The organism is Anabaena sp. CCY 9910 (assembly GCF_963920875.1).
GTDB classification, from domain to species: domain Bacteria; phylum Cyanobacteriota; class Cyanobacteriia; order Cyanobacteriales; family Nostocaceae; genus Trichormus; species Trichormus variabilis.
Window position 1 is genome coordinate 20,253 of the sequence record NZ_CAWUDJ010000048.1, and the last position, 25,501, is coordinate 45,753.

Below are 25,501 nucleotides of genomic sequence, written 5' to 3' on the forward strand. Positions count from 1 at the left end.
AAACCCCTCTCTACACCCAAAGCGGCTGCTCTTCAGACATCGCTTGACTAAATACTTGCACTAACACAGGAATATGTTTTGGATTTACACACCTTTTGTTGTAGGACGCGCACCTCCAAAGACGTTCTACAACAAGTCACGACTGTAACTTAACAGTCTGAACGCTTCAGATGACAGACATACCAAAATTACACCATTACTAGGAGACTAAATCATCATGTCCGACGAAAACATTAGACAGATAGCTTTTTACGGTAAAGGCGGTATCGGTAAATCCACCACTTCCCAAAATACCCTCGCAGCAATGGCAGAAGTGGGACAACGTATTCTGATTGTCGGATGTGACCCCAAAGCAGACTCTACCCGCTTGATTCTCCACACCAAAGCACAAACTACCGTACTTCACTTAGCTGCTGAACGCGGTGCAGTAGAAGACTTAGAACTTGATGAAGTAGTACTCAAAGGCTTCCGCGATATCAAATGCGTAGAATCTGGTGGTCCAGAACCAGGTGTAGGTTGCGCTGGTCGTGGTATTATCACCGCTATTAACTTCCTCGAAGAAAACGGTGCATATCAAGACGTAGATTTCGTATCTTACGACGTATTAGGTGACGTTGTATGCGGTGGTTTCGCCATGCCAATTCGGGAAGGGAAAGCGCAAGAAATCTACATTGTTACCTCTGGTGAAATGATGGCGATGTACGCTGCAAACAACATCGCTCGCGGTATTTTGAAATATGCTCACTCCGGCGGTGTACGCTTGGGTGGTCTAATTTGTAACAGCCGTAAAACTGACCGGGAAGACGAACTGATTACCACACTCGCAAACCGGTTAAGTACCCAGATGATTCACTTCGTTCCCCGCGACAACATCGTGCAGCACGCAGAGTTACGCCGGATGACTGTGAACGAATACGCACCTGATAGCAATCAAGCTAATGAATACCGCACATTAGCCGACAAGATTATCAACAATCAAAATATGGCTGTTCCTACACCCATCGAAATGGATGAGTTAGAAGCATTGTTGATTGAGTTCGGTATCCTTGAAAGCGACGAAGACAAGGAAAAATTGGTCGGTATGAGCAAAGCTGAAGAAGAAGCTCTCAAGAAGCAAGAAGAACTCAAAGCTCAAGCACTGGAAGCTGTGCAGAGAGGCAACGTTGAAGTTGTTTCCCGTAACAATAAATAGAGCTATTGTTCATTATTAGCGTCTAAATAAACTATGGGGTGGATTATTTCTATCCACCCTTAAAGACCAAATTCATCAAAATCTGGAGGTACTCTTATAGCTGAAATCAACTCTTTGTTTTTTACACTTCTCGTCTTTACCACATCTTTTTTCTTTTCGCTTTTTTAATGTTGAATTAGTAAATTATCTTATTTTTTCTCCTTCTCTGCTATGTTGGTTTTTTGTTACATAGGGAATTGGGAATTCCTGCTTCCCATTCCCTAATTTTTTTATTTTTAAAATGTTCACAACAAGTTACTTTGTTGGCGAGTTCTGCGTTTACACCAGGGGATATAGAAGAGGTTAAAGAGATTATCGCTGCTTTTGGGTTGGAAGCGTAGGCGTAGCCCGCCGAAGGCATCGCCATTCCTGATCTTTCTGCTTTACTAGATAGTCATGTGGCTCACACATTTAGCCATATTACCACCAGTGGAAAAACTGTAACGCAACTAAGAGCGATCGCCAATTCTGTTTTCACCATCGCGTTAGGTGAGAGTATACGGAACGCTGCAAAGTTCCCCCGTCTTAGAAAAACTAGCAATTTCCTGTGTGAACATCGGTGATTTAGAAGACTTTGAGCAATTAGCCACAGGTGCTGACTTATTAATTGCCAATTCTCATGCAGACACAATCTCTCAACGCTTACAAATCCCCCTTTATCGCCAAGGCATTCCTATTTGCGATGGTCTTCGACCGACCGTAGGTCATCGCGTAGGTAACGCCATGTTAACAAAAGTTGGCTACCAAGGAACAATGCAAACTCTGTTTGCGATCGCCAACCTCCTCCCAACCCCTTAACAATCCACAAAGTACACTCCGCGCCCCTCCGCGTAAACCTCTGCGTTTAAAAACCTCCCAACCTAGAACAAAGCGATACTAAAGTTTAGTATCGCTTAACTAATTAAAAACTTGAATTACTCTTCATCATAAGCATATACCAATTCCTTATTTTCCTCAGATAAAGCCTTACGTAGAAGAGGTGGTGCATCACCATTGAGACTCTGTACCAATACGTGCAAAATATCAGGAATCTTATCATATTCCTGCGCTCTCACAAGAGTTATACCCTGCTTAATTAACTTATTACCTACCGGCTTACCAATAGCTTTAACATAGACAATTTTACAGTCAAGAATTGCCTCCATTTTTGGTGTAATTTTATCCTCATGGGTAGCTTCTTCTAAGTCACCTTCAAAGATTAAAGTTTCCACAAAATTAAATCCATCCTTAGTTACCTCATAAATATCAATTTCCTTGGCCACACCGAAATGAGTGTCAATATGAGTTCCGTCGCTAGTCGTAAAAGCTACTTTCATTGATTTACTCCGTAAAAAAAGTGATTGTTTTTCATCCCATTCCCCTACACCCTGAATTCTTCCTACTCCCAAGGAGCAGGTTGCCTAACTTGTTTCCACACAGGACTATACAAGGCTTCATAAAATTCCCGCGCCATTTCCACCATTCCCGCATAACCAGCGTAAGCATGATGACGCTCATGATTAATATCTAAAAAAGGAATACGTGCTTTAATTGCTGTGTATTGATTACTAGCACCAGCAACTAAAATATCCGCATTCATATCTTCTATTACTTGTAATAAAGCCTTGGGGCCACCCTTAGCCAAAACCATGCCATCTTGACCAAGTAATTCCTTAATTTTAACTTTTTCATCTTGAGTATTCTTCCTATCACTAGTAGCAACAACCTTCATACCCAAGTCTTTTGCTGCTAAAATTACTGACCAACTTTTCACACCCCCACTATATAGAACAATACGTTTTCCTTGTAACTGAGAACGATAAAGAGCAAGGGCAATATCTAAAGCTGCGGTTTCCTCCGCAATTAACCATTCCGTTCTTTCTTGTAAGTATTGATCACCGAATGCTGCTGCAATATTTCGCAAACAAATATTCATGTTCTCTATGCCAAAGAAAGACTCTTCAATATAAGGAATGCCGTAACGCTCCTGCATTGTTTGTGCCATTTTTAGTGACACATTCGAGCAAATTACCACATTTAATTTCGCGCGGTGAGCATAGCAAATTTCTTGATAACGTGCATCACCGGTAATTTTGGAGAGAACCCGAATCCCCAATTTCTGCAACAGTGGTAAAATATTCCAGATTTCCCCAGCAACATTATAATCACCAATAATATTGATATCAAATGGCGTAGTAAATTCTGGTTCGGCTGTTCCCACTACATAATCTAATAAAGCTTCCCCGGCAATACGATTGCCTAAATTTTTACTCCCAAGAAATCCAGGTGCGTTGATATAAACAACCGGAATCCCGACTTGATTTGTAGCTTTTTTACAAACACTTTCGATATCGTCACCAATCAAAGCCGTGACACAAGTAGAATAGACAAAAATAGCAGCCGGATTATAACGTTGAGCAATATGTACAATAGATTTTTCTAGCTTTTTTTCACCGCCAAAAATGATTTCATTCTCACTCAAATCAGTAGAGAAACCCATTTGGTAGAGTTCTGCACCAGAAGAAAGACTACCACGACTACCCCAAGGATTGCGAGTGCAACCAACAGGGCTATGTACTAAATGCACTGCATCAGTAATTGGCCCAAGAGCCACCATTGCCCCCTCAAAAGGACAATTTCCCTGTGCTGCACCTGGTTTTGGTGGTTTTTTACAAGTAGTTTTATTGGGCTTGCTCTGCAATTTCTTAACGTTATATTCGCAGGCTATTTCGTTGAGTAGTTTGTTGATTTCTTCCTGAGTATTTCTCATGTTAGTTAAGATAAATAATTCAATACAGACAACCTATATTTTCTAGCAACTTACTGTTACAAATGTAGGGTGTGTTAGGCGTAAGCCGTAACGCACCAAAGACCTTGATGTTAGGTGCGTTACTGTTAAAGATTCTGGGTGCGTCAGTATAAATAATTGTGGATATAGTTAAGTTTTCTCGTACTGACGCACCTTACTAAAGTGTTAATTTCGGATAATTGATTTTCTGGTGTTCCCTAAATTAAGTTCTCTAAAATTCTAGAAATTAGAGAAAGTGGGAAAGGGTAATTGCCCTTTACCCAAGATAAATGCACCCTAACCAGCAAGCTTTTATATTGAGCGAAAAGTTATCAAGCTAATAGTTGAACATAGCGAAAAAAACTTTTCAATGCCATGTGAAATAGCTAAAAAATCACTCAGATAGAAACAGCCAAGTCTTCTAACGCATTCCGGTATTGTTGGAAGACCTGTTACGCTTTCGCTATTTTTATCCTTTCTAGTGCAAGTATATCATACATATTGCCATATTACTTGCATTTTTTTAAATTTCATTGAAAAAAAACTATATTTTTAGTAAAAATACTTATAAAAATCGGAATTATGCAAGTTAAACTAACATTGTGCTAAAATAATTGCATAACACATATACATTGTCTGCAATGACTTATGATGATGCTTTAGTTCCGGGGAAGAGATCGCCACAGATTAACACTCGTTTTACAGAAGGGTGATTTTAAATAAGGAGCAAAAGCCTTATACAAGCCAACAGAAGCTTTTATTAACCACTGCGATCGCACTTGTCATGGATTAATTCCTCAAGAGGTAGACATATCTTAGTAAGGCATTTGTTTGCCTAAAGTTCATAAGGTCAAATGTGACCGATGTAACACAATCAACAGTTTGGTAATAATATATGCCAAGGAAAGAACAAGGCTGGATTACATTTCAGGCTTCGCCAGAAGAAATAGAATTGTTGGAAGAACTATGCCAAAAGTCTCAACGTACCAAAACAGAGGTTCTGCGAGAACTGCTCAGAAGTCTGAGTGGAAATTACAGGCGATCGCTTCAATCAAAACCAACTAAAAAACTACAAAATAAAAATAATAGGTAATATCAAAGTCAATAATATATATAGAAGATAACAACACTCATATTTATATATTCTGTCTACGCGCATCCATAAAAATGATTAATAGACAGAATAATTTTTTGTTTAAAAATACATAAAATATATTATAAAATTCTCGAATTTATTTTTATAATTGTCATTCTAGTTACTATCACTAATCAACGAGAACATTATTATTTAAATAGTTGAGACGGTGAATTGAATTTCAACGACTTTCAATGAGGCTGAAAAGTAAGTTGGGTTGAACGCGCGCAACCCAACCTTTTTCGACTTTGTTCTGATCTATATTTACAACATTGCTAATTCAAGCTTGTAGTCAGGACTTTAGTCCTTTATGGCATTTTCTACCCTAATAACGGACAAAATTATCTGCGTCTATCTGTGTTAATCTGCGTTTAATTATCCTTACCTATTTTTTAAATTAAAAACTAGCCAAGGAGAATAAAGGAATGCCTCTAAAACTATTAAAGTGCGACGAAACAATTCCAGAAAGGGAGAAGCACGTATACATCTATTGTGTAGAATGTCCCGGATTTACCGGAGTCAGTCAATCCAAAGAACACATTGATGAACAGACTATTTTGGCAATATCTAGTGATAACAGTAATTGTGTAGATGCCAAAGCTTATGTCACTGATATGTCATATCTTTCTACACCAGATAGACAATACCTGAATTTAGAAATTAACAACGTTGCCACTACCGACAATAGGAACATTATGGAAAGCAGACTAGAACAATTAAGGCGCATTGATTTAACTTCCGATGAAGTGATATTAGAATCGGAAGTTGCTCAGGTTGAAGCTCAGGTATTACCAAATAATGAGCAGGTTATTCAATGGATGGAAGTTGGGAAGAATATTTGGGGATTTTTAGCTAAATCCTCTCAATATCTGGGTAATTTCTCTGTAGAATATAAGCGCATCATTATTGGCATTAGCTTAATTTTGGTAATGCTATTTGCGGTAAAACTACTCATGGTTTTACTATACACTGTTAATGATATTCCTGTGGTCAATTTAAGTTTTGAGTTCATTGGCATGGTTTCGGTGACATGGTTTTTCTTGCGCTATTTACTCAAAGCTTCTACACGCAAGGAATTAGCTACAAAAATCCGCTTCATCAAGCAAGAAATTGTTGATGGTGATGAAGGTTAATTAGGGTTTTCAGTCAATTTTCAATTGTCTTATATGTAGGGTGTGTTAGGCGTAAGTCATAACGCACCGAAAGATGTAGGTTGAGTTCAGCACAGCAAAACCCAACATAAATTTTGGAAAATCAACATAGATGTTGGTGTTGGGTTTCTTTACGTCAAACCAACCTACAATTTTTCACACGACTCATTGTCATTGAATATAGGGTCTAAAAGTCTCACGCAGAGGCGCAGAGAATAAACAATATAACTAATATATTAAATAGTGCATAAAATTGATATTGTCAAAAGACAAGCTGTCGAATTATCGTCTTTAAAATGCACTTTTTTAGGAGAAATATTGATGATTTAGTAAGACGAATTGTCGAAGTTTGTCAAACATATAGCAAGGGCAGATCGCTGAATAATAGGGCAGGATTATAGAGGGATTTATTAGGGATTTATTCACTGAAAAATCATAAGATTTAGCATTATTTGGTGGCACTAAATACAGAAAAAGCAACAAAACTTATCTAGTGTAAGATTAATATTCACGTTCAGATTGAGAGAGTTTAAGTTCAAAATCAGGAGATAATTTTTCCTACGAAACACCTGATTGACTTTGAATTTTACTCGTGAATCATCATCCATTCATCTCAAATAATGTGCGTAAATCTCGTGGTGTTTGACGGATTCAAGATTTAGATTTTTCAAAACCGACTCATGGAGAGAATATTGGAGAACACACGATGAATTTTCTTTCAGATACAGTGATGCTGTCGCGTCTTCAATTTGCAGTCACCAGCATCTTTCATATGTTTTGGCCTATTCTGACAATTGGGATGTCTTGGTATTTATTTGTTGTTGAGATTTTATGGCTAAAAACCAAAAATCCTACTTTTTATCACCATGCACGTTTTTGGTCAAAACTCTACATTCTCAATTTTGGTCTAGGTGTGGCTTCTGGTGTGGCGATTGAATTTGAGTTCGGTGCAAACTGGGCCCCATTTTCTCTGGCTGTGGGTGATTTTTTAGGCAGTATTTTAGGCTTTGAAGGTACGATGGCCTTTATGCTAGAAGCTGCTTTTTTGGGGATTATGATTTATGGCTGGAATAAAATACCACCACTAATGCACCTCTTCGCAACCTTATGTGTAGCTGTTGGTGCGAGTCTTTCATCTTTTTGGATTATTGTTGCTAATTCTTGGATGCAAACACCAGCCGGCGGGGAAATGGTAAATGGTAAATTTCTGGTTCACAGTTATCTAGAAGCTATTTTTAACCCCGCAGCTTTGAATAGCTGGTTTCATATGATCTTGGCGATTCTCGAAACCGCTTTGTTTGTGATTGGTGGGATTAGTGCTTGGTACATTCTCAACAAGCGTTATCAAGAGTTTTTTAGTAAGTCTTTCAAGATTGCGATCGCACTTGCTATTCTTGTCACACCCTTACAAATTGTCGTTGGTCACTTCAGTGGTGAAGAAGTATACCACAACCAACCCAGTAAATTAGCTGCGATCGAGGCTTTATGGGACACTGTACCCGCAGGTGAATCAGCACCTTGGAATGTTTTAGTTGCACCTAACGACAAAGAGAATAAGAATAATTGGTCACTCAGTGTCCCAGATGGTTTAGGTATGGTATTGGAAATGAAACCCAAACTTTCTGAACCTGTACTGGGTTTAAATGAGTGGAAACCAGAAGACCGACCCCATGCAGTTTCTTTGATATTTTATACCTTCCGCATCATGGTAGGTATTGCCTTCTTTTTCTTGGGTTTGATGGGTGTCAGCGTCGTCCAATGGTTGCGCGGTAAGCTGAGTGCAGAAAATATTACCACACAAACTTGGTTAATGCGGGCGTGGATATTAGCTGCACCCTTGGGTTATGTCGCCGTCGAATCTGGTTGGATGGTACGAGAAGTTGGTAGACAACCTTGGATTGTGTACGGGCAAATTCGCACAGCCGATGCGGTTTCTAATGTTCCAGCCAGCAACGTCTTAGTTTCACTCTTGGGTTACACCAGTATTTATCTGTTGTTGTTCGCCTGCGCCTTATACTTTGGTCGTCGGATAGTTCTCCAAGGGCCGAATTTCGCACTACCCTTACCCAATCAAGATGCACAGCACAGCGACATAGGACAAATCAGCGAAACCGTACACAATTAATACCAACTAATCACAACTCTCATGGAATCCGTAAGCACCACTCTACCATTGCTCTGGTTTGGCCTTGTTGCCCTGTTCCTCACCTTGTACTTAATTACCGATGGCTTTGATTTAGGCGTAGGAATTTTGACCCTAACTGCTGCTAACGAAGCACGACGAGGGATCATTATCAACACCCTCAGCACCGTTTGGGATGCTAATGAAACTTGGCTAGTGTGTACAGGGGGTTTATTGTATGGAGCATTCCCCCTGGCTTACGCTACTATCGTTAATGCCCTCTACATTCCGATTACCATGATGGTAGTTGGGTTTATCTTCCGCGCCGTCGCCTTTGAATTTCGGGAACATTCCCTAGACAAAACCTTTTGGAACATTGGTTTTGGTGGAGGTAGTTTGTTAGTCGCTTTCTCCCAAGGATTAGTATTAGGCGGCGTAATTGCGGGAATTAAAGTAGATGCAGCCGGAAACTTTATTGGTGGGACTTGGGATTGGTTGAATTTACCATCAATATTAGTAGCATTAACTGTAGTTCAAGGCTATGTTTTGATTGGTTCAACTTATTTGATTACTAAAACAGAAGGTGAACTCAAACGATATCACTACATCACCGCCAAATTTAGTGCTATCACTACATACTTGGGTGCATTAGTGCTGACAATTGCGACACCAATGTTTTACGAACAAGTCAAAGAAAGGCTATTCCATCAACCAGAAGTAGTGATATTTGCTGCTATTCCTGTCTTAGCGACTGGTGCAGCCGGACTACTGATGAATAGTATCAACCGCCGTCAAGAAATTATGCCTTTTATCTGGACAATTGTACTTTTCTTGATCACTATTCTGGCGTTGGCTTTCGTCGTATTTCCCTACATCATCCCTTTCCAAGTCACAATCTATCAGGCTTCTTCTTCTTTGAGTTCTCAAGCCTTTATGATTGCTTTCATCGGCTTTTTTGTCCCGATTCTACTGTTCTACAATATCTATCTTTACCGAGTGTTTAAAGGTAAAGTTGTTAGTCCTCATTATGGGGAGTAGAAACGCAGAGGAACGCTAAGGTAAGCGCAGAGGTACGCAAAGTTCTCTTACTCTCTGCGCCTCCGCGTCTCTGCGTGAGATAAATTCTTTCTATTGGTGAATGTCTATGCGGAAGATTGCTATCTACGGTAAAGGGTGTATCGGTAAGTCTAGCATTACTCAAAACACTGTAGCAGCACTAGCTGAAATGAGTCGTAAAGTGATGGTTGTAGGATGCGACTCCAAAGCAGATTCTACCAGACTGCTTTTAGGAAGATTGCACCCGAAAATTCTACTCAACACACTACGTGAAGAATCAGAAGATGTGCATCTAGAAGATTTTCGTAAAGAAGGATGGGGGAAGACTTTTTGTGTGGAATCAGGAGGGCCTGAACCTGGGGTGGGATGTACTGGACGCAGTGTCATTACATCAATTGGCGTACTGGAACAACTAGGTGCTTACGATGAAAAATTACAGCTTGATTATACTTTTTACGATGGTTTAAGTAGTGTGGTGTGTAGTGGGTTTGTCATGCCTATGCGCGAGAAAAAAGCGCAAGAAGTTTACATTGTGACTTCTGGTGAAAGTTTGTCTTTGTATACCATCAATAATATCTGCCGAGGAATCCAAAAATATGCGTTTCTAGGTGGTGTGCGTTTGGGAGGGTTAATCTATAACTCTCCCAATTTTGATCAAGAAGATGATTTAGTTCAGGCTTTTGCAGAACAATTGGGGACTCAAATTATTTATTCCATACCCAGAGACAATATAGTGCAGCAAGCAGAATTTCACAGTCAGACAGTGATTGCTTATGCTCCTAATTGTGAACAAGCACAACATTATCGTCACCTAGCCAAAGCAATTGACCAGAATACTAATTTTGTCGTTCCCAAACCTTTGTCTAATCAGCAGCTTGAAACATTATTGATGAAGTGGGGAGTTGTGAGTTTTGACTGTTGAGTGCTGAGTGCTGAGTTTTGAGTCATGAGTTTTTCTCCCCTACACCCTCAAAATATTTCAGGAGTATTTCATTATGTTGACTGAAGAAGCTTTAGTGCAGAAATTTACTACTGTTGTTAACGATCGCTGTCCTGAACTTAATACTTTACTAAAATACTGTCATGTCGAGCTTGTCAACTCCTACTGGGGTAAACCCGAACAACTTCTACAGTATTTTGTAATTTACGCTCCTCATCAACTGTTGGCTTCAATCAGTGCTTACAAGGAAACTTTTAGAAGTGTCGCTGAGGATCTGGGAATAGCCAATGCAATTTGTATGGATGCTACACGCATTATCCGCGATCGCTGTTCCACATTAAAACAAAAAGACCCCATCCTCTGGTTAGAACTCCAACTGTTGGTATCACAGTATTTAGAACTGTAGAAATTATCCATCAGTTAATAAACTATCTTCTAGGGTGATTTGTCACCTGCTGGAGTCTTTCTGTCACTGATTGCTGCGCTTTATAAATGTCGGCATCCTCGTCAAACACCACCTGCACCATCGACAGTCCGACTTTGGAGGAAGAACGCACCGTAGTCACCCCCGGCAAACCATTCACCGCGCTTTCAATTGCTATACTAGGGACGATATAGACTTCATCGTCTAAGCAAGCTCGACAACTTTTACTGGTAATTACAGCCGTATGGACAAATTTGAAAATATATCAGTGAGAGGCTTTCGCCGCCTTCGACAAGTTGACCTTGAGATGAAAGATCTTATTGTCATGATTGGGGCGAATGGAGCAGGAAAAACTTCGTTTTTGGATGTTCTTTCAACACTAGCTGCTTCAGCCAATGGCAAGTTGCAAGAAACGTTGCAATCTAAAGGTGGATTAAATGAGATTTTAACCAGAGGCAAAGTGCAGGAGCTTGAAATTGAAGTTTCCATGAAAGTCCCACAAGAGCAACCTTTGAAGTATGGTTTAACCTTATCTCCTAAAGGACTATCTTACGAAATTAGAAACGAAACTTTAACACAGCAAAGAAATCCAAACAAGTCTGAACCGTTTAAATATATTGAATCGTATGGATTAGATATCAAATATTTTCAGGAAGGTAGTGGGCTTTTAAGACCAAATTGGGAACATAATCTGCTTGAAACATCACTCTCTCAAGTTCCTAAAATGTATCGTGAACCTGAGAACTTGAGAAAAAGTCTTGCTTCTTGCACTTACTATGGAGCACTTGATGTTTCTGAGAAAAGCCCGATTCGCTTGCCTCAGCCAATGCGCCCTGCCAAGTTACCTGGTGCAAGTGGTGAGGATTTAGTTTCCTGCCTCTATGATCTTCGGGAAACAGATGGAGATCGTTTTGAAATGATCCAAGATATTGTTTCTGCGGCATTTCCAGATTTTGAGAGGTTAAACTTCCCTCCTGTCGCCGCCGGAACTATTTCCATGACTTGGACAGACAGAAACTTTTCTCAACCCATATATGTGCATGAATTATCAGAAGGAACGCTACGTTTCCTTTGGCTGGTGACCCTTCTACAAAGCCAGAGTTTAACAACAATTACTTTACTAGATGAGCCAGAAGTTAGCTTGCATCCTGAGCTTTTGAGACATCTAGTTTATTTGATGAGAGAAGCTTCAAAATATACACAGCTTATAGTAGCAACCCATTCAGATCGACTCATTAGGTTTCTTGAACCACATGAAGTTTTAATTTGTGATCTTGAGGAAGGTGAGGCAAGAATGACTTGGGCAGATACGCTTGATTTAGATAAATGGTTAGAAGACTACAGCCTTGATCAAGTTTGGGCGATGAATTTAATGGGTGGTCGCCCATGAAAATTGCCATTTTGGTTGAAGGGGCTACTGAGGTAGCTTTTAGAGAAAAACTGCGTAAGTTTCTCCAAACTCGTTTAGGACAACAAATGCCAAGGCTCAAGTTTATTCCGCAAAACGGTCGAATTCCTAAAGAAGAAAAACTCAGGCGTGTAGTTGAAAATTTACTGACCGGGAATAGTGCTTATGATGCTGTAATTGCTCTCACAGACGTTTATACAGGAACTAGAGATTTTCAAGATGCGGCTGATGCTAAAGCCCAAATGATGAAGTGGGTTGGTAACAACCCCAGATTTTATCCTCATACAGCACTGCATGACTTTGAAGCATGGCTCCTCCCGTACTGGACAACTATCCAATCCTTAGCAAAACATAACCGCTCCGCTCCTAGTGGTTCTCCTGAAACCGTGAATCACCAGCAACCGCCTTCCTACCATCTTAAAGAAATTTTCAAATTGGGAGGAAGGCAAGATTATAACAAGCCCATTCATGGCAAAAAAATTTTGGAGAAAAATGATTTGATGGTTGCCATTCAAGCTTGTCCAGAACTGAAAGCTTTTGTAAACCAAATTATTTCTCTTTGTGATGAAAGCAAAGTAATTGCTTAACCCTTGCATTAAGGCGATTAACATACTTTGTACCTGTTTAAAGTAGCGCACACTGCTCTTGTCCTGCCTTAACCTAAACTCAAGGCAGCATAATTGAGCCGTTAAATTGAGCTTAGTTGCTACTTCCAGTTGGTGGTTTTCAGGATTAGCAATGCAGCCGATTTACCAGTCCTATCAGCAACAGCAACAGTTTACCTCTAATGCTGCTCACGAATTGCGATCGCCCCTGGCTAGTCTGTTGGCGACTGTAGAAGCTATCCTCCGCATACCGCCATCCAATCAACAAGATATGCAAATCATGCTTCATACTGTTGAGCGGCAGGGGCGAAGGTTGAGCCATTTGATTGCTGACTTGCTCTTGTTAACCAGTCTGCGCTTTTACCGTGTTGATAGCGATGCCTACGGCGGGCTGCACCTACGCTCTCGTAAAACCGGAGGCACAGGTTTGGGGTTAGCGATAGCTGTGGCGATCGCTCAAAAACATCAAGCGATTCTGAAAGTTGAAAGTCAGGTGGGAAAAGGTAGTGTTTTTACGCTAGAGATGAAAGTTCTATCTTCTAAAGATAGAGAAAATTGACCATATACCAACTTCCGCAGTTGCAGTTTTTAGCTAGTAGTTTGCCAAGAGAAGTTTGCAAGGTTAATAGCAGCAAAAAAATCTCTCTTTCCCCCTGCTTGCCTTAGCCTAGCAATTTTGAGTTGGTGAACTAATAGCTAGATGTCTTAGCTTGTTAAAACTATAAAAGTCACAAATTTCTGTAACTGCATATACACTACTGACAGAAAATACAGGTATAAAAAGTTTTTTCTTTAGCAATTATTTTGGCGAAATGTATGTTAAACTTGCGTTAAGGGGGAAACAAAACCTGTAAATCAACTCGCAATCAATTCAACTGACAAATTATTTGCTGTGAACATAGCAATCCAGCAAGTAATGGAATATCTATGCAGTCATCCAAACTCAATCACCAGTCTTCTCAAATATATAGTAGAAGGCTGTGCTATTACCTCAGCAGATTAAATTTGCTCGTGGTAGCTTCTTGTCACGGAGTAAATAAAGTCTCATGAAGCTAGATATCAATATCTGCAACAACATCAAGTCTATCAGAACCCGTTTAGGCATGAGCCAGCAAGATTTGGCTAATATAGCTGGCGTAACCCGTCAGACGATTAGTGGTGTGGAATCTGGGCAATATGCTCCTTCTGTCGCCATTACTCTACGTTTAGCCAAAGCACTTGGTTGTCAAGTCGAAAACTTATTCTGGTTAGAAGATGATTTACCCGAAGTTGAAGCAGTTCTGGCTAAACCAGTCCCCACTGGACAACAACTGAGAGTCAGTCTAGCAAAGGTTGGCGGTCAATGGATAGCTTATCCTCTCGTGGGCAAGGAAGCTTTTCGGATGGAAATGATTCCTGCTGACGGTGAGACAGTTGCGGTGGACGGGTTTCCCGGCATAAGCAAACTGTCGAACCCGGAGGGTAAGGCAGAGAGTCAGACACATAAGAATAAAGTCCAGGTGCGGCTGCTTGATGATTTGGACAAACTGCAAAATACGGTTGTTATCGCTGGTTGTACACCGGTGATTTCCTTCTTAGCGAGAGCTACTGAACGCTGGCATCCCCAGCTACGGGTTCATTATCATTTTGCTAATAGTATGGCTGCTTTGCGTAGTTTAAATCGGGGTGAAGTCCACATTGCAGGGATGCACTTGTACGATCCGCAAACAGGAGAACATAATATTCCCTTTGCGCGAGAAGCTTTGGATGGTAGAAGTGCAGTTTTAATCACTCTGGGCATTTGGGAAGAGGGGCTAGTAGTTGCGCCTGGGAATCCAATGGAAATCAAATCCTTATCTGACTTGGTAGAACTAGAAGCCACAATCATTAACCGTGAACCAGGTTCTGGTAGTCGGATGCTATTAGAACGCAAACTAAAAGAAGAGCAAGTATCATCCAACACAATTAAAGGATATGAGCATATTGTCCATAGCCATCAGGATGTAGCCTTATCTATCGCCGCAGGTATCGCTGATGCGGGGGTGAGTACGGCTTCCGTGGCGGCGGCTTTCGGTTTGGGATTTATCCCCTTGCATCAAGCACGGTATGACTTAGTGATTCTCAAAGAATACTTGGAAGAAGCACCAGTACAACAATTCTTGAGTATCTTGGGACATCGATTAGTGCAATCACAATTAGAAGTTCTAGGCGGCTATGACATCAGCGACATTGGTGAAGTTGTCGCAACTATTTAGAGTTAAACAATTAGTGATCTATTTACTATGAACAACGTGGCTATTCACATTAACGATACAACCTTGCGAGATGGGGAACAGGCGGCGGGTATAGCCTTTAATGTTGAGGAAAAAATTGCGATCGCCTCTCTACTCGATTCTATAGGTGTCCACGAATTAGAAGTTGGCATTCCCGCAATGGGACATGAAGAAGCAGAATCAATTACAAGGATTGCCAATCTCGGACTAAATGCCAAACTTCTCGGCTGGAATCGGGCGAATTTGTCAGATATCCAAGCATCTATCGATTGTGGTTTAGATAGAGTTCATGTTTCTGTTCCCGTCTCCGATATTCAGATAGCTGCTAAATTCAAAGGACAACGACAGTTAGTCTTAGATAAACTACGAGATGCAATTAATTTTGCGTGCGATCGCGGTTTATCTGTCTCCGTCGGTGGCGAAGATTCTTCGAGAGCCGATGAATCCTTTCTCTTAGAAGTTGCCCAATCTGCCCAAGAATGGGGCGCGTTTCGGTTTCGCTTCTGTGATACCGTAGGAATCCTCGACCCCACAACCACCTACAAAAAAGTTAGCTATCTAGTATCGCACCTATCAATTGTCATAGAAATGCACACACATGACGACTTTGGTATGGCCTTGGCGAACACCTTAGCCGGTGTGAAAGCTGGCGCAATATCTGTGAATACCACCGTCAATGGTATAGGTGAACGAGCCGGAAATGCACCTTTAGAAGAAGTAGTCATGGGACTCAAATATCTCTACGATATACCCACAGGAATTGATACCAAAAGACTCGTAGAAGTATCAAAATTAGTCTCCAAAGCCACTAACTTTCCCGTTCTTCCTTGGAAAGCGATCGTTGGTGAAAATACCTTTGCACACGAATCAGGGATTCATGCTCATGGCGTACTGCAAAACCCCATCACCTATGAACCGTTCGCACCAGAAGATGTAGGTTGGGAACGACGCTTAGTAGTAGGTAAACATTCCGGCCGCCATCTCCTACTCAGCGTCCTGGAACAACACGGTATTACCCTCGGCCAAGCCGAAATTCAATCAGTATTAGATGCAGTCCGCCATCAATCAGTCAAAACCAAACGCAGCCTCACCGTTGAAGAACTACTAAGCTTAGTTCCTCAAAGCTAAAAACCTGAGCAAGTAGAGGTGAAACTATCTCTCAACGCTGCAATTAATTCTGTAATTAATACTTCCTGAGTCAGTAGAAAGACTCAGAATTTCATAAAAAAATTCAAACCCTATTTAAAATACTGGCATTGCGGAATGTGAGGATGAAAATCAAAAACACAATCTCTCAAACTCTTCTTCTCCGCGCCTCTGCGTCTCTGCATGAATAAAAAATCATCCCACAAATCAACAACGCCATAAAAATTCACCCAAATTATCGGCTTAATCTGTGTAAATCCTGAGAGGTTTTATGGTTCAAAGAAGATTCGTCATAGCAGCTTTAGCTTCTTGTTTAGCAATTGTAACTACTAACACTAGTAACTTATTAACACCACAAGCCAACGCTCAATCTGCGAGAAATCGTAATGTCATTGTCGCCATGACAACTAGCATCGAAGATAGTGGATTGCTTGATGATTTAGTACCAGCATTTGAGAAAAAAACAGGCTATCGACTCAAAAAAGTTGCAGTAGGAACTGGACAAGCTTTAGCTTTAGCAGAAAAAGGCGAAGTTGACGCACTATTTGTCAATTCACCCAAAGCCGAACGCAAAGTTTTACAAGGTGGTGCAGTGACTAATCGCCGTTTAGTGATGCACAATGATTTTGTAATTGTAGGGCCAGGTAATCCTGATAAAGCCAAGATTCGAGGTAGTAAAAACGTTGTGCAAGCGTTTAATGCAATTGCCAAAAATCAAGCATTATTTGTATCAAGGGGTGATGATTCAGGTACAAATAAATTAGAGAAAGATTTATGGCAACAAGCGAATATTAAACCTGTTGGTAGTTGGTATCAACAAACAGGTTCAGGAATGGCAAAAACTTTACAAGTCGCTAATCAAAAACTCGGATATACCCTAGCAGATAGGGCAACTTATATATTCCAGAAAAAGAATCTTACTTCTTTACAAGTGTTGGTGGAAGGAGATAGAAAATTATTAAATCTCTACCATGTGATGCAAGTAAATCCGCAGAAATTCCCCAAGGTTAATAGTGCGGGATCTAAAGCTTTTATTGATTTTGTTTTATCTTCTGAAGGACAGAGAATAATTGCTGCTCACGGTAGGAAAGAATTTGGACAGCCATTGTTTTTTGTTGATGGGGGTAAGAGTGAAAAGGATTATGGGTTTTAGTCAATATTGATTAGACTATCCCAAATGTAGGGTGCGTCAGTATGAATAATTTCTTGGTGTAGCTAGTTTTTCGCACACTGACGCACCCTACTAAATTGTATATCTCAGTATTTTTTCGATTCATAAGAGACTTGTGGATACAATCATTGATGGAGTAAATAAGGCTCTAGAGTTATTAATTAGTGGCGATCGCAATGTTATCGAAGTAATGACGATGACATTGCTAGTCTCTGGAGTGGCGACAACTATTAGTGTGTTGTTGGGTGTACCTTTGGGTTTGTGGTTGGCTTTAGAAGATTTCATCGGGAAACCTGTATTAAACAGTGTCGTTAACTTCGGGATGGGATTACCGCCTGTGGTGGTTGGCTTGGTGGTGAGTCTATTTTTGTGGCGTTCTGGCCCTTTGGGTGATTTGGATTTAATGTACACACCTACAGCCATGATTATCGCTCAAACTATTATTGCTTTCCCGATAGTTGCAGGTTTTAGTTTTGCAGCCATTCTTAGTATTAATCCGAAACTACGTTGGCAATTATTATCAATGGGGGCGACACCTTGGCAAGCTCATTGGTTATTAATTAAGGAAGCAAAACTTGGCTTAATAGCTGCTATTATTGCGGGTTTTGGTCGCGTCATTTCGGAAGTTGGAGCATCGATGATGGTGGGGGGAAATATCAAAGGACAGACGCGAGTTTTAACTACAGCTATTGTCACAGAAGTAGAAAAAGGTAACTTTGATGTAGCGATGGCGATCGCTTACATTCTCCTGTTCATCACCTACAGTATTGTTGTGTCGCTGACTATCTTGCAGCACGATAAGAAGATGTTATGAGTAAATTGCATAAGTTAAAGTCGTTTGTCAATTTAGAATCCCCTCCCATAAAAACACCGGAAAATCAGGAGGAAGTCAATCAATATATCCTGAATATGCGTCAGGTGAAGGTTGATAGTAAAAGCCGGAAAAATATCCTATCAATTGATAATTTCGCTGTGCGTCCAGGGGAACTTGTCGCCGTAGTTGGCCCTAATGGTGCGGGTAAAAGTACCCTGTTAAGAACCATCAATATGTTGCAATCCTACCGTGGGGAAATGCAATTGTTTGGACAGGATGCTAGTCAAGTGAATCAAACAGCCTTGCGTCGTCGTTCTGCATTGGTGTTTCAAGAAACATTACTGTTGGATGACACGGTATTTAATAATGTTGCCAAAGTCTTACAGTTTCGCGGTGTACCAAAGCATCAAATCAAACACAGGGTATATACTGCCCTGGAAACATTCGGTTGTGAACATTTAGCACATCGACAAGCCCGCGCCCTTTCTGGTGGTGAAGGTAAGCGCGTATGTATTGCCTGTGGGTTAGTAGCTGATCCAGAATTGCTGTTATTAGATGAGCCTTCCGCCTATTTAGATGTAGCAATTCGTCCGCAAATCATCGAAAAAATTCGCCAATGGGCGGAAGCTAGAGGGGCGGCGGTGATATTAGTCAGCCATAACTTTACAGATATCTTGAATTTTGCTGATCGCGCGATCGCATTATTTGACGGTGGAATTATCCAAGACGATAAGTTAGAAATGCTCATCCGTCGCCCAGCTAACCAACAACTCGCCAGACTTGTCGGTATGGATAACGTCATTCCTTGTCAAATAGAACCAGAACACCGTGGTTATTTGATTAAGTTAGCTAACACTATGGAGTTTTCATATTATGGCGAAATTAACGCACCCATCACAGCCTGTTGTTTATCCGGCGATGCTTTCCATATTGACGATACACGTTCTGCGATTCCACTACAACCCGGTGCAGTCTCCATTCAAGGGCGGGTAGAAAGAATTGTGCGCGGTGTAGGAACTTATACCATCAAGGTAAAGGTGGGCGAACAAACTTTAACAGCGAGGGTTCCTCGTAATGATGTGTCAGAGAATGTTTACCATCACAGTTTGATTAAGTTGGCGTTTCATCCTAGAGATGCACATTTCGTTTAGAAGCACCAAATGATGTAGAGAATAAAGTGCATTTTCATTAAGAAACGGTATGAGAAAAAATAAATTCTACCTTGTCCCCCTTGTCTCCCTTCCAATCCCCCATTCCTAAATCGCCGCCTGAATCAACAGCCCCGCCGCCTTCTTCGCCTGGGATGCGGTTGACCAACTGCCTTCCATCATGGCAACTACGATCGCACCTTGTATGAGCAACAGCAGTTGTCTAGCTAATTGTTCTGGTAATGTAACTTCTGCTGCTTGAGCAAGAGTTTTGATGTAGTGGTAAATCGCCTGTTGATGTTCTAGTGCTACTCGATACCCAGGATGGTCAGGATTAGCTAATTCTACGGAGGCGTTAATAAATGCACAACCTCGAAAATCTGGACTTTCAAACCATTCCCGTAAAGCGTCAAAGATTGCCAAAAGTTGTTTAGCAGGCTCAGAGGTTTGTTGTTCAACAGTGGTTTTTAGCCATTGACACCATTTTTCATCCTCTTGTCGCAACCAAGCTTCAATCAAAGCATCTTTTGATTTGAAATGATTGTACAGCGACATTTTTGCTACACCAGATTCCGCAATGATTCTGTCAATACCGACATTGCGAATACCTTCTCGGTAAAACAAATCTGATGCTGTTTGCAAAATGCGATCGTAGACAGATTTACGTTTTGTTTTTAGTTTAGTCATCTACCTTAACCAAATCATGCTAAATCTCCAATCTATTCGTACCGCAGTCATCCAAAAAGTTCCGTATCATTGGGCTTTAATTAAAGATTTATTATCAAAAGAAGTAAGTCTAGAATTAACCGCCAGTTTTCCCAAACAAGATTTTTTTCTATCAACAGGGGATGGTTACGGCTATTACTGGGGAAAGATAATTGCTTCTAATCAAGATATTCCTTTACTGCTCAAATTTAAAGACGATCGCTGGCGACAAAGGCTTGCACAAGGAAAACTAACTTCTGATTTAAAACACCTTAGTCATGTATGGCGAAATTTGATAGAAGGACTCTGGACAAATGCTTATCGTCAAGCTTTGGGAGATATGACGGGCTTAAATTTGACAGATTGTGTAATGGATATTGGATTTCGTCAATATAAATCAGGACATCAACATTTTCCCCATACAGATGAACCGAATAAGGTTTTAACTCATCTGCTATTTTTCAATCAAGAATGGTCAGAAAATTGGGGCGGTTGTTTGCGGATTCTCAAAGACTCTGAACCGGATTCGGCTTTTAGAGATATTTTACCTCTGAGCCATTCTTCAGTTGTGATTGTACGTTCTGATAATTCTTGGCACATGGTAACTCCGGTTACTTCTCCCATGTCTGAAAGTCGGTTGGCTTTACGAGTAGCTTTTTTTCGGAATGTTTAGTGAATACCTCCTAATTATTCTCTAGGAAAATTTGATGATGAATAGCAAAGTTTATCATTTCTCAAGACTTAGACAAATTATTCCTCTGCTGTTTGTTTTGCTTGTATTTATCTCCTTTGTTATGTCGTTAAGAGAAATATTAGCAATGGATATTTACTCTGATTATTATTCGTCAAAGGAATTGGAATCTTTGACTAAGATTGTGTTTTTGTTTCCAGAGTAGTTGATAAACGCAGAGGGGCGCGGAGGTAAACGCGGAGGAACGCGGAGAGTTTTTTGTAACTTTAAAATATTGGGAGTTTTTAATTATGACTAATCCTGTGGAAGTTTTGCGATCGCGCTACGGTGAAATTCCTTTTGATGTTAATATTCCCTGGAATGATTCTATCGGAACAATATTATCTCACCGTTCAGTGCGGTCTTATTTACCTGAACCTTTACCACCAGGAATCATCGAGTTATTAGTAGCTGCGGCTCAATCTGCGCCTACTTCCGCAAACTTGCAAAGCTGGAGTGTCGTAGCAGTTGAAGATGAAGAACGCAAACAAGAACTATATCGTTTTTCCAATAATCAAGCCCATGTCAAACAAGCTCCGGTATTCTTAGTATGGTTAGCCGATTTAGGTCGTTTGGCTCAAATTGCTGACAGTCGTGGACTAGCTCATGTTGCGTTGGAATACACCGAACTTTTGGTAAAAGCCATAGTTGATGCTTCCGTAGCAGCGCAAAATGTGACTGTAGTCGCTGAATCCTTGGGTTTAGGAACAGTATACATAGGCGCAATCCGCAACCATACCCAAGAAGTAGCCACATTATTGAACTTACCGCCTTTCGTCTTCCCCGTATTTGGACAGTGTTTAGGCTTTCCCAATCCTGAAGTCCAACCAGCAGTAAAACCGCGTTTACCCCAGCAAGCTATATTGCATCGGGAGACTTATAAATTAGCAGAACAAGAAGATGCGATCGCTCACTACAACGATATTATGAAACAGTTCTACACCGAACAAAACATGAACTTCTCCGGTGATTGGTCAGAACACTCCGCCGAGAGAATCGCTACCCTAGACTATCTCAAAGGCTGCAAGAATTTACGCGAGACTCTCAATAACTTCGGCTTCAAGTTATTGTAAATTCATCCAATAGGAAAATTGGGTTTTGAAAATTTTTGAGCGTGGGTTTCCTGCGCTCAACTTTTCACTATGTTTTTATGCTTTGGCAATAAATCAGGTGAAATGACACTTATGTAAGAATGAGTTAAGCTTATTAGATTAAATTGACAGGGTAAAATTAATTATGGCTTTTACAAAAGCACTCTACTATCCTTGGATTGATATAAGAGATGAGGGATGGCTAAAGAATGCAGTTTTATATTGGGATCATGTACACACTATTGTGCCAATCTCAGTTGATAATCCTTATAGTAATGATACTTCCCAAGAATTACTCAATGAGGGCTTGTTATCACCATTTCAAGTGCAATCTGACATGAGAGAGATTCGTGATTTGACTGATGATGTATTTAAGTATCTAGATTCTCAAGAGGGTATAGAAGTACTCTTCGCACAAGAAATCAGTGAAACTCATCGAATTCATTTTGACAAAATACCTGATGAAATTAGAGAGTTAGTTGAAATTCATCCTGATAAATTACCAGAGAGAATAAGAGCAGAATTAAAAGGCGGATTGTTGAGTGAAGGAGACGAATGGATTACTGTTGATAAACGCTTTGCAAGTTTTTACATGACACTTCTAGCAACTCGGCTTTCAGATCAAATTGGGGCGGGTTTATTGACTGATATTCCAGGGAATAATAAATTGGCAAATTCAGCTAAACTTGATTCCAAACTAAATTTACCAAAATCTAGAAGACATAGATATGGTTATGAAGATAATAGAAACCATAAGGATATGCCAGTTTCTCTATCACAAGGTATGCTTGCCGATCTAATTCTTGAAAGGATTAACATTGATCCTGAAACGCCTGTTACTGAAATTATTAAGTTTAGAAGAAGATATGCTGATGAGCTAGGTCGATTTAGAGTCAAGATTGCAAAACTTACTGAAAGTGTTTCTAACGATACATCATTTTCTCGGCTGCACCAACAAATTAATGACTTGTATGTGAATGAGGTTCAACCAGAAATAAATACCCTCAAGCGCATTTTGTCAGAGCAAAGAATAAACTGGGTCGCAGAAAATTTTATTAAAGTTACTTTTTTCTCTACTGGGGCTGTATCTTTACCACATACAGTACTTGGGTTATCTGTACCCCATGCTCTTTTCGTAGGTGCAGGTATTTCCCTAATAGCTTCAGCTATTTTGTATAACCGTGATAAAGCTAACTGTTTGAGACAAAATCCTTTTTCATACCTTCTTGGAGCAGAAAAAGAATTAAAATATAAATGGCTAAATTAATAATTAATGTAGTATATTAACTTATTGCAGTAGACTGATTAATGACAGGAAACCTAGCATTTTTTTCCTTGCCAGCATTGACCAAAAGAGCGATCGCATTTCAGACTGTGACCGTGGAAGCGATCGCCTGTGCTTTGCTAAACATCAGCGATCACGAATTTGGCAGTAATACACCAAGCCTATGGTGATAAAATAATCGCCACGCGCCAATGCAGGTAGTATTGCTGTCTTCATGCCAACAAATGATTCTGATCTACAAGCCCAAGCTCGACATATTATCGATGAAATTGCCTTTATCCCCTTCGAGCAATGTCAACCATTAACCCGTGACTTTAAAAGCCTTCCTCCTCGTCCTGGTATCTATGCAGTCAGACACAGAAATGACGGATTGCTCTACATTGGTAAAACCAAGAATCTGCGGGGGCGTTTCAGTGGTGGACACAAAGCTTTTCTTTGGGCATGGCTCGATAAATATGACGATGAGGACGTTAGGATCGCAGTGCAGATAATTTCGCATTGGGAAAACCCTGCGTTACTATTGGAGCTAGAAGCCATCATTCTCAGAGCCACGGAACCACCTTATAACGTTCAAATCCCAATGGAGATTTAAAGTTATGCAGGCCAAACTTCAAGAGCAACTTACAAGTGCTGATGCTGAGGTGATTTTAGGAAGATTGCCTGAGCGAATCCGCACAGCCTTAATTGCGCGTGCTGCTGAAATTGAATATCCAATCGAAGCCGTGGTTGAGATGGCGATCGCAAGTTTTCTTGACTCAGAGGCGTTGGGTTTTGCAGATTGTAAACCAGGACGAGGCCAGTAACGCATTGTAGTTATTGTTTTTCTTACCATTACTGACCAAAAGAGCGATCGCATTTCAGACTGTGACCGTGGAAGCGATCGCCATACTGTTTAGGCAAAATGTTACTGGGATAAACTAGAAGCTATACATTTTCAATTTTGTGGTATGTCACTCCAAGAAATTTTACCTACCATTAATCAGCTGTCTCATCAGGATAAATTACGCTTGATTCATTTTCTTCTACTTGAGGTAGCCAGAGAAGATGGGTGTACCTTGGAGCTTAATGATGATGAAGTAACCAAACAAGCCCTTCTCAAGCAACTTACATCAACTGAAGCAGTTGTGTGGTCTCCACAAGCCGATTCTGCCTCAGTTCAAGCCTTATCAGACCTTTTAGCTGAGGCTCAGTCAATAGCCAATGCTTGATGGTCAAAGTTTTTCATTTACAGAACGTACTGATAGCTTGGGACGCTCAGTAATTATGCCATATCTGCCCTTGACTCTCTCGTCTGGCAACTCTTCTGTTGAGGTGATGGCATTACTTGACACTGGTGCGAGCGTTAATGTTTTACCCTTGGGCTACGCCCCGGCGTAGGCGATCGCCCAGATTAAAATGAAAGGGTGATCTTTAAGTTAGTTTTCTTATGAGTGTTGTCATCTCAGATGAAATCCTGCAAGCCTCACAACTGATACCATTTCACAAAATAAATGATACAAATAATTTCTCCTTTGCTCCCATGCCCCCTGCTCCTCTGCGGCCTATTTGTATCAAACTTAAAGTGAAACGGTATGACACCAAGTGAGTTTCGCCAGGAAATTGCCATATATCTGTTCCAAAGTGGTCGTTTAACCCTTGGCTACGCCAGCCGTTTAGCAGATATGCCACTCAATGCGTTTCGCCAACTGCTGAAACAGCGAAAAATTGCGCTGTATTCCTATGATGTTGAAGATTTTGAGTTAGATTTGAAAAATTTACAGGAGTTGGGGCGATTGTGATTGTCATTAGCGACACATCAGCAATCACGAACTTGGCAGCAATAGACCAGCTAAGGCTTCTGCCTCTTCTCTACAAGCAAATCATAATTCCAGAGGCAGTGTATCGTGAACTTGTAGACATCGATCCGCCCGTACCAGGAACTGTGGAAGTCCAAACAGCTACTTGGTTAGAAGTCAAATTAATTGCTAACCGTGAGATTGTTGAACGACTTCAAAGTGAGGTGAGATTAGATCCTGGGGAATCTGAAGCAATTGCCCTAGCTTTGGAACTTAAAGCCGATTTACTACTAATTGATGAGCGTCGCGGTAGAGCAGAAGCCGACCGTTTAGGAATCAAAATTACTGGGCTACTGGGTATTTTGGTTGAGGCAAAACGAAAAAATTTAATTTTAGCTGTGAAACCTCTGATGGATGCTTTGATTGCTACCTCAGAGTTTGGAGTATCTTCAGCCCTGTACAACCAAATTTTGATTATAGTCAACAAAACTTATCCCTCTTTTGTTACTACGGGGAGAGTATAATCAGGAAGAAAGCAGACAAAG

28 protein-coding genes and 2 pseudogenes are annotated in these 25,501 nt (G+C 40.6%); 26 read left to right on the forward strand and 4 right to left on the reverse strand.

Annotation, left to right across the window (positions count from 1 at the left end):
• Positions 1 to 217: 217 nt before the first annotated feature.
• Both nifH (ACM5QX_RS25110) and ACM5QX_RS25115 read left to right on the forward strand, forming a co-directional pair.
• Complete coding sequence (gene nifH / locus ACM5QX_RS25110) at positions 218 to 1,192, forward strand: nitrogenase iron protein (protein WP_414756015.1); 975 nt, start codon at positions 218 to 220, stop codon at positions 1,190 to 1,192.
• Between the two features lie 284 nt (positions 1,193 to 1,476).
• Positions 1,477 to 2,029 (forward strand): annotated as a pseudogene (locus ACM5QX_RS25115) (nitrogenase component 1); the annotation flags it as partial.
• A 116-nt stretch (positions 2,030 to 2,145) separates the two neighbouring features.
• Here ACM5QX_RS25115 and nifX read toward each other — a convergent pair.
• Both nifX and nifE read right to left on the reverse strand, forming a co-directional pair.
• Complete coding sequence (gene nifX, locus ACM5QX_RS25120) at positions 2,146 to 2,547, reverse strand: nitrogen fixation protein NifX (protein ID WP_414756016.1); 402 nt, start codon at positions 2,545 to 2,547, stop codon at positions 2,146 to 2,148.
• Between the two features lie 62 nt (positions 2,548 to 2,609).
• Positions 2,610 to 3,980, reverse strand: a complete 1,371-nt coding sequence (gene nifE / locus ACM5QX_RS25125) for a nitrogenase iron-molybdenum cofactor biosynthesis protein NifE (protein WP_414756017.1) — start codon at positions 3,978 to 3,980, stop codon at positions 2,610 to 2,612.
• Positions 3,981 to 4,893: 913 nt separating this feature from the next.
• On the opposite strand from nifE, the pseudogene ACM5QX_RS25130 reads away from it, so the two are divergent.
• The 6 genes and pseudogenes from ACM5QX_RS25130 to ACM5QX_RS25155 form a co-directional block, all read left to right on the forward strand.
• A pseudogene (locus ACM5QX_RS25130) lies at positions 4,894 to 5,025 on the forward strand (ribbon-helix-helix protein, CopG family); the annotation flags it as partial.
• Between the two features lie 533 nt (positions 5,026 to 5,558).
• On the forward strand, positions 5,559 to 6,266 hold the full coding sequence (locus ACM5QX_RS25135) for a CAAD domain-containing protein (RefSeq protein WP_414756018.1): 708 nt from the start codon (positions 5,559 to 5,561) through the stop codon (positions 6,264 to 6,266).
• 724 nt (positions 6,267 to 6,990) lie between these two features.
• Positions 6,991 to 8,409 carry a cytochrome ubiquinol oxidase subunit I gene (locus ACM5QX_RS25140; protein WP_414756019.1) on the forward strand — a complete coding sequence of 473 codons (1,419 nt, stop codon included), beginning with the start codon at positions 6,991 to 6,993 and terminating at the stop codon, positions 8,407 to 8,409.
• Positions 8,410 to 8,430: 21 nt separating this feature from the next.
• On the forward strand, positions 8,431 to 9,444 hold the full coding sequence (cydB, locus tag ACM5QX_RS25145) for a cytochrome d ubiquinol oxidase subunit II (RefSeq protein WP_414756020.1): 1,014 nt from the start codon (positions 8,431 to 8,433) through the stop codon (positions 9,442 to 9,444).
• Between the two features lie 100 nt (positions 9,445 to 9,544).
• A complete protein-coding gene (gene nifH, locus ACM5QX_RS25150) occupies positions 9,545 to 10,384 on the forward strand; it encodes a nitrogenase reductase (protein ID WP_414756021.1) in 840 nt (279 codons plus the stop codon).
• A gap of 73 nt (positions 10,385 to 10,457) precedes the next feature.
• A complete protein-coding gene (locus tag ACM5QX_RS25155; RefSeq protein WP_414756022.1) occupies positions 10,458 to 10,808 on the forward strand; it encodes a hypothetical protein in 351 nt (116 codons plus the stop codon).
• Positions 10,809 to 10,830: 22 nt separating this feature from the next.
• Here the strand turns inward: ACM5QX_RS25155 and ACM5QX_RS25160 are convergent, their stop codons facing one another.
• Entirely contained in the window at positions 10,831 to 11,088 is a 258-nt protein-coding gene (locus tag ACM5QX_RS25160) for an efflux RND transporter permease subunit (protein ID WP_414756040.1), read from the reverse strand.
• Here ACM5QX_RS25160 and ACM5QX_RS25165 point away from each other — a divergent pair.
• The 8 genes from ACM5QX_RS25165 (at position 11,071) to ACM5QX_RS25200 (ending at position 19,373) form a co-directional block, all read left to right on the forward strand.
• Positions 11,071 to 12,216, forward strand: a complete 1,146-nt coding sequence (locus ACM5QX_RS25165) for an AAA family ATPase (RefSeq protein WP_414756023.1) — start codon at positions 11,071 to 11,073, stop codon at positions 12,214 to 12,216. The genes ACM5QX_RS25160 and ACM5QX_RS25165 overlap by 18 nt on opposite strands.
• Positions 12,213 to 12,821: a DUF4276 family protein gene (locus ACM5QX_RS25170; protein ID WP_414756024.1), complete on the forward strand. Its 609-nt coding sequence runs from the start codon at positions 12,213 to 12,215 to the stop codon at positions 12,819 to 12,821. Before ACM5QX_RS25165 ends, ACM5QX_RS25170 begins: the two co-directional genes overlap by 4 nt.
• Positions 12,822 to 12,927: 106 nt before the next feature.
• Positions 12,928 to 13,398, forward strand: coding sequence for a histidine kinase dimerization/phospho-acceptor domain-containing protein (locus ACM5QX_RS25175; protein WP_414756025.1), 471 nt, complete (start codon positions 12,928 to 12,930; stop codon positions 13,396 to 13,398).
• A gap of 487 nt (positions 13,399 to 13,885) precedes the next feature.
• Complete coding sequence (locus ACM5QX_RS25180; protein ID WP_414756026.1) at positions 13,886 to 15,073, forward strand: substrate-binding domain-containing protein; 1,188 nt, start codon at positions 13,886 to 13,888, stop codon at positions 15,071 to 15,073.
• Between the two features lie 27 nt (positions 15,074 to 15,100).
• Positions 15,101 to 16,219, forward strand: a complete 1,119-nt coding sequence (gene nifV, locus ACM5QX_RS25185) for a homocitrate synthase (RefSeq protein ID WP_414756027.1) — start codon at positions 15,101 to 15,103, stop codon at positions 16,217 to 16,219.
• 289 nt (positions 16,220 to 16,508) lie between these two features.
• Positions 16,509 to 17,390 (forward strand): substrate-binding domain-containing protein, encoded by an 882-nt coding sequence (locus tag ACM5QX_RS25190; RefSeq protein WP_414756028.1) that lies wholly within the window; start codon positions 16,509 to 16,511, stop codon positions 17,388 to 17,390.
• A 133-nt stretch (positions 17,391 to 17,523) separates the two neighbouring features.
• On the forward strand, positions 17,524 to 18,222 hold the full coding sequence (locus ACM5QX_RS25195; RefSeq protein WP_414756029.1) for an ABC transporter permease: 699 nt from the start codon (positions 17,524 to 17,526) through the stop codon (positions 18,220 to 18,222).
• The gene (locus ACM5QX_RS25200) at positions 18,219 to 19,373 is read left to right on the forward strand and encodes an ABC transporter ATP-binding protein (RefSeq protein WP_414756030.1); all 1,155 of its coding nucleotides are present in this window, start codon (positions 18,219 to 18,221) and stop codon (positions 19,371 to 19,373) included. Before ACM5QX_RS25195 ends, ACM5QX_RS25200 begins: the two co-directional genes overlap by 4 nt.
• Before the next feature lie 105 nt (positions 19,374 to 19,478).
• Here ACM5QX_RS25200 and ACM5QX_RS25205 read toward each other — a convergent pair whose 3' ends face one another.
• On the reverse strand, positions 19,479 to 20,057 hold the full coding sequence (locus ACM5QX_RS25205; protein ID WP_414756031.1) for a TetR/AcrR family transcriptional regulator: 579 nt from the start codon (positions 20,055 to 20,057) through the stop codon (positions 19,479 to 19,481).
• Between the two features lie 16 nt (positions 20,058 to 20,073).
• Here ACM5QX_RS25205 and ACM5QX_RS25210 point away from each other — a divergent pair, with 16 nt between their 5' ends.
• The 10 genes from ACM5QX_RS25210 to ACM5QX_RS25255 all read left to right on the forward strand — a co-directional run bounded on the left by ACM5QX_RS25210 (position 20,074) and on the right by ACM5QX_RS25255 (position 25,480).
• Positions 20,074 to 20,748 (forward strand): 2OG-Fe(II) oxygenase, encoded by a 675-nt coding sequence (locus ACM5QX_RS25210; RefSeq protein ID WP_414756032.1) that lies wholly within the window; start codon positions 20,074 to 20,076, stop codon positions 20,746 to 20,748.
• Between the two features lie 308 nt (positions 20,749 to 21,056).
• Positions 21,057 to 21,878 (forward strand): NADPH-dependent oxidoreductase, encoded by an 822-nt coding sequence (locus tag ACM5QX_RS25215; RefSeq protein WP_414756033.1) that lies wholly within the window; start codon positions 21,057 to 21,059, stop codon positions 21,876 to 21,878.
• Between the two features lie 163 nt (positions 21,879 to 22,041).
• A complete protein-coding gene (locus ACM5QX_RS25220; RefSeq protein ID WP_414756034.1) occupies positions 22,042 to 23,163 on the forward strand; it encodes a DUF6236 family protein in 1,122 nt (373 codons plus the stop codon).
• 41 nt (positions 23,164 to 23,204) lie between these two features.
• Positions 23,205 to 23,351: a hypothetical protein gene (locus tag ACM5QX_RS25225; protein ID WP_414756035.1), complete on the forward strand. Its 147-nt coding sequence runs from the start codon at positions 23,205 to 23,207 to the stop codon at positions 23,349 to 23,351.
• A gap of 44 nt (positions 23,352 to 23,395) precedes the next feature.
• A complete protein-coding gene (locus ACM5QX_RS25230) occupies positions 23,396 to 23,773 on the forward strand; it encodes a GIY-YIG nuclease family protein (RefSeq protein ID WP_414756036.1) in 378 nt (125 codons plus the stop codon).
• Positions 23,774 to 23,777: 4 nt separating this feature from the next.
• Positions 23,778 to 23,984, forward strand: a complete 207-nt coding sequence (locus tag ACM5QX_RS25235) for a hypothetical protein (protein WP_190966515.1) — start codon at positions 23,778 to 23,780, stop codon at positions 23,982 to 23,984.
• 144 nt (positions 23,985 to 24,128) lie between these two features.
• Positions 24,129 to 24,389, forward strand: coding sequence for a hypothetical protein (locus tag ACM5QX_RS25240; protein ID WP_414756037.1), 261 nt, complete (start codon positions 24,129 to 24,131; stop codon positions 24,387 to 24,389).
• Positions 24,382 to 24,558, forward strand: coding sequence for a hypothetical protein (locus ACM5QX_RS25245; RefSeq protein ID WP_414756041.1), 177 nt, complete (start codon positions 24,382 to 24,384; stop codon positions 24,556 to 24,558). Before ACM5QX_RS25240 ends, ACM5QX_RS25245 begins: the two co-directional genes overlap by 8 nt.
• A gap of 194 nt (positions 24,559 to 24,752) precedes the next feature.
• On the forward strand, positions 24,753 to 24,959 hold the full coding sequence (locus tag ACM5QX_RS25250) for a UPF0175 family protein (protein ID WP_414756038.1): 207 nt from the start codon (positions 24,753 to 24,755) through the stop codon (positions 24,957 to 24,959).
• Positions 24,956 to 25,480 carry a DUF3368 domain-containing protein gene (locus tag ACM5QX_RS25255; RefSeq protein WP_414756039.1) on the forward strand — a complete coding sequence of 175 codons (525 nt, stop codon included), beginning with the start codon at positions 24,956 to 24,958 and terminating at the stop codon, positions 25,478 to 25,480. The genes ACM5QX_RS25250 and ACM5QX_RS25255 overlap by 4 nt, the downstream gene beginning before the upstream one ends.
• Positions 25,481 to 25,501 lie beyond the last annotated feature (21 nt).

Bases quoted from the DNA above. Each gene is read 5' to 3' on its own strand.
- ACM5QX_RS25235 (WP_190966515.1), top strand. From the start codon at position 23,778: ATGCAGGCCAAACTTCAAGAGCAACTTACAAGTGCTGATGCTGAGGTG.
- nifV (WP_414756027.1), top strand. From the start codon at position 15,101: ATGAACAACGTGGCTATTCACATTAACGATACAACCTTGCGAGATGGG.
- ACM5QX_RS25240 (WP_414756037.1), top strand. From the start codon at position 24,129: ATGTCACTCCAAGAAATTTTACCTACCATTAATCAGCTGTCTCATCAG.
- ACM5QX_RS25165 (WP_414756023.1), top strand. From the start codon at position 11,071: ATGGACAAATTTGAAAATATATCAGTGAGAGGCTTTCGCCGCCTTCGA.
- ACM5QX_RS25180 (WP_414756026.1), top strand. From the start codon at position 13,886: ATGAAGCTAGATATCAATATCTGCAACAACATCAAGTCTATCAGAACC.
- ACM5QX_RS25205 (WP_414756031.1), bottom strand. From the start codon at position 20,057: ATGACTAAACTAAAAACAAAACGTAAATCTGTCTACGATCGCATTTTG.
- ACM5QX_RS25225 (WP_414756035.1), top strand. From the start codon at position 23,205: ATGACAGGAAACCTAGCATTTTTTTCCTTGCCAGCATTGACCAAAAGA.
- nifX (WP_414756016.1), bottom strand. From the start codon at position 2,547: ATGAAAGTAGCTTTTACGACTAGCGACGGAACTCATATTGACACTCAT.
- ACM5QX_RS25155 (WP_414756022.1), top strand. From the start codon at position 10,458: ATGTTGACTGAAGAAGCTTTAGTGCAGAAATTTACTACTGTTGTTAAC.
- ACM5QX_RS25200 (WP_414756030.1), top strand. From the start codon at position 18,219: ATGAGTAAATTGCATAAGTTAAAGTCGTTTGTCAATTTAGAATCCCCT.
- ACM5QX_RS25140 (WP_414756019.1), top strand. From the start codon at position 6,991: ATGAATTTTCTTTCAGATACAGTGATGCTGTCGCGTCTTCAATTTGCA.
- ACM5QX_RS25170 (WP_414756024.1), top strand. From the start codon at position 12,213: ATGAAAATTGCCATTTTGGTTGAAGGGGCTACTGAGGTAGCTTTTAGA.
- nifH (WP_414756021.1), top strand. From the start codon at position 9,545: ATGTCTATGCGGAAGATTGCTATCTACGGTAAAGGGTGTATCGGTAAG.
- ACM5QX_RS25190 (WP_414756028.1), top strand. From the start codon at position 16,509: ATGGTTCAAAGAAGATTCGTCATAGCAGCTTTAGCTTCTTGTTTAGCA.
- ACM5QX_RS25220 (WP_414756034.1), top strand. From the start codon at position 22,042: ATGGCTTTTACAAAAGCACTCTACTATCCTTGGATTGATATAAGAGAT.
- cydB (WP_414756020.1), top strand. From the start codon at position 8,431: ATGGAATCCGTAAGCACCACTCTACCATTGCTCTGGTTTGGCCTTGTT.
- ACM5QX_RS25210 (WP_414756032.1), top strand. From the start codon at position 20,074: ATGCTAAATCTCCAATCTATTCGTACCGCAGTCATCCAAAAAGTTCCG.
- ACM5QX_RS25250 (WP_414756038.1), top strand. From the start codon at position 24,753: ATGACACCAAGTGAGTTTCGCCAGGAAATTGCCATATATCTGTTCCAA.
- ACM5QX_RS25215 (WP_414756033.1), top strand. From the start codon at position 21,057: ATGACTAATCCTGTGGAAGTTTTGCGATCGCGCTACGGTGAAATTCCT.
- ACM5QX_RS25230 (WP_414756036.1), top strand. From the start codon at position 23,396: ATGCCAACAAATGATTCTGATCTACAAGCCCAAGCTCGACATATTATC.
- nifE (WP_414756017.1), bottom strand. From the start codon at position 3,980: ATGAGAAATACTCAGGAAGAAATCAACAAACTACTCAACGAAATAGCC.
- ACM5QX_RS25135 (WP_414756018.1), top strand. From the start codon at position 5,559: ATGCCTCTAAAACTATTAAAGTGCGACGAAACAATTCCAGAAAGGGAG.
- nifH (WP_414756015.1), top strand. From the start codon at position 218: ATGTCCGACGAAAACATTAGACAGATAGCTTTTTACGGTAAAGGCGGT.
- ACM5QX_RS25245 (WP_414756041.1), top strand. From the start codon at position 24,382: ATGCTTGATGGTCAAAGTTTTTCATTTACAGAACGTACTGATAGCTTG.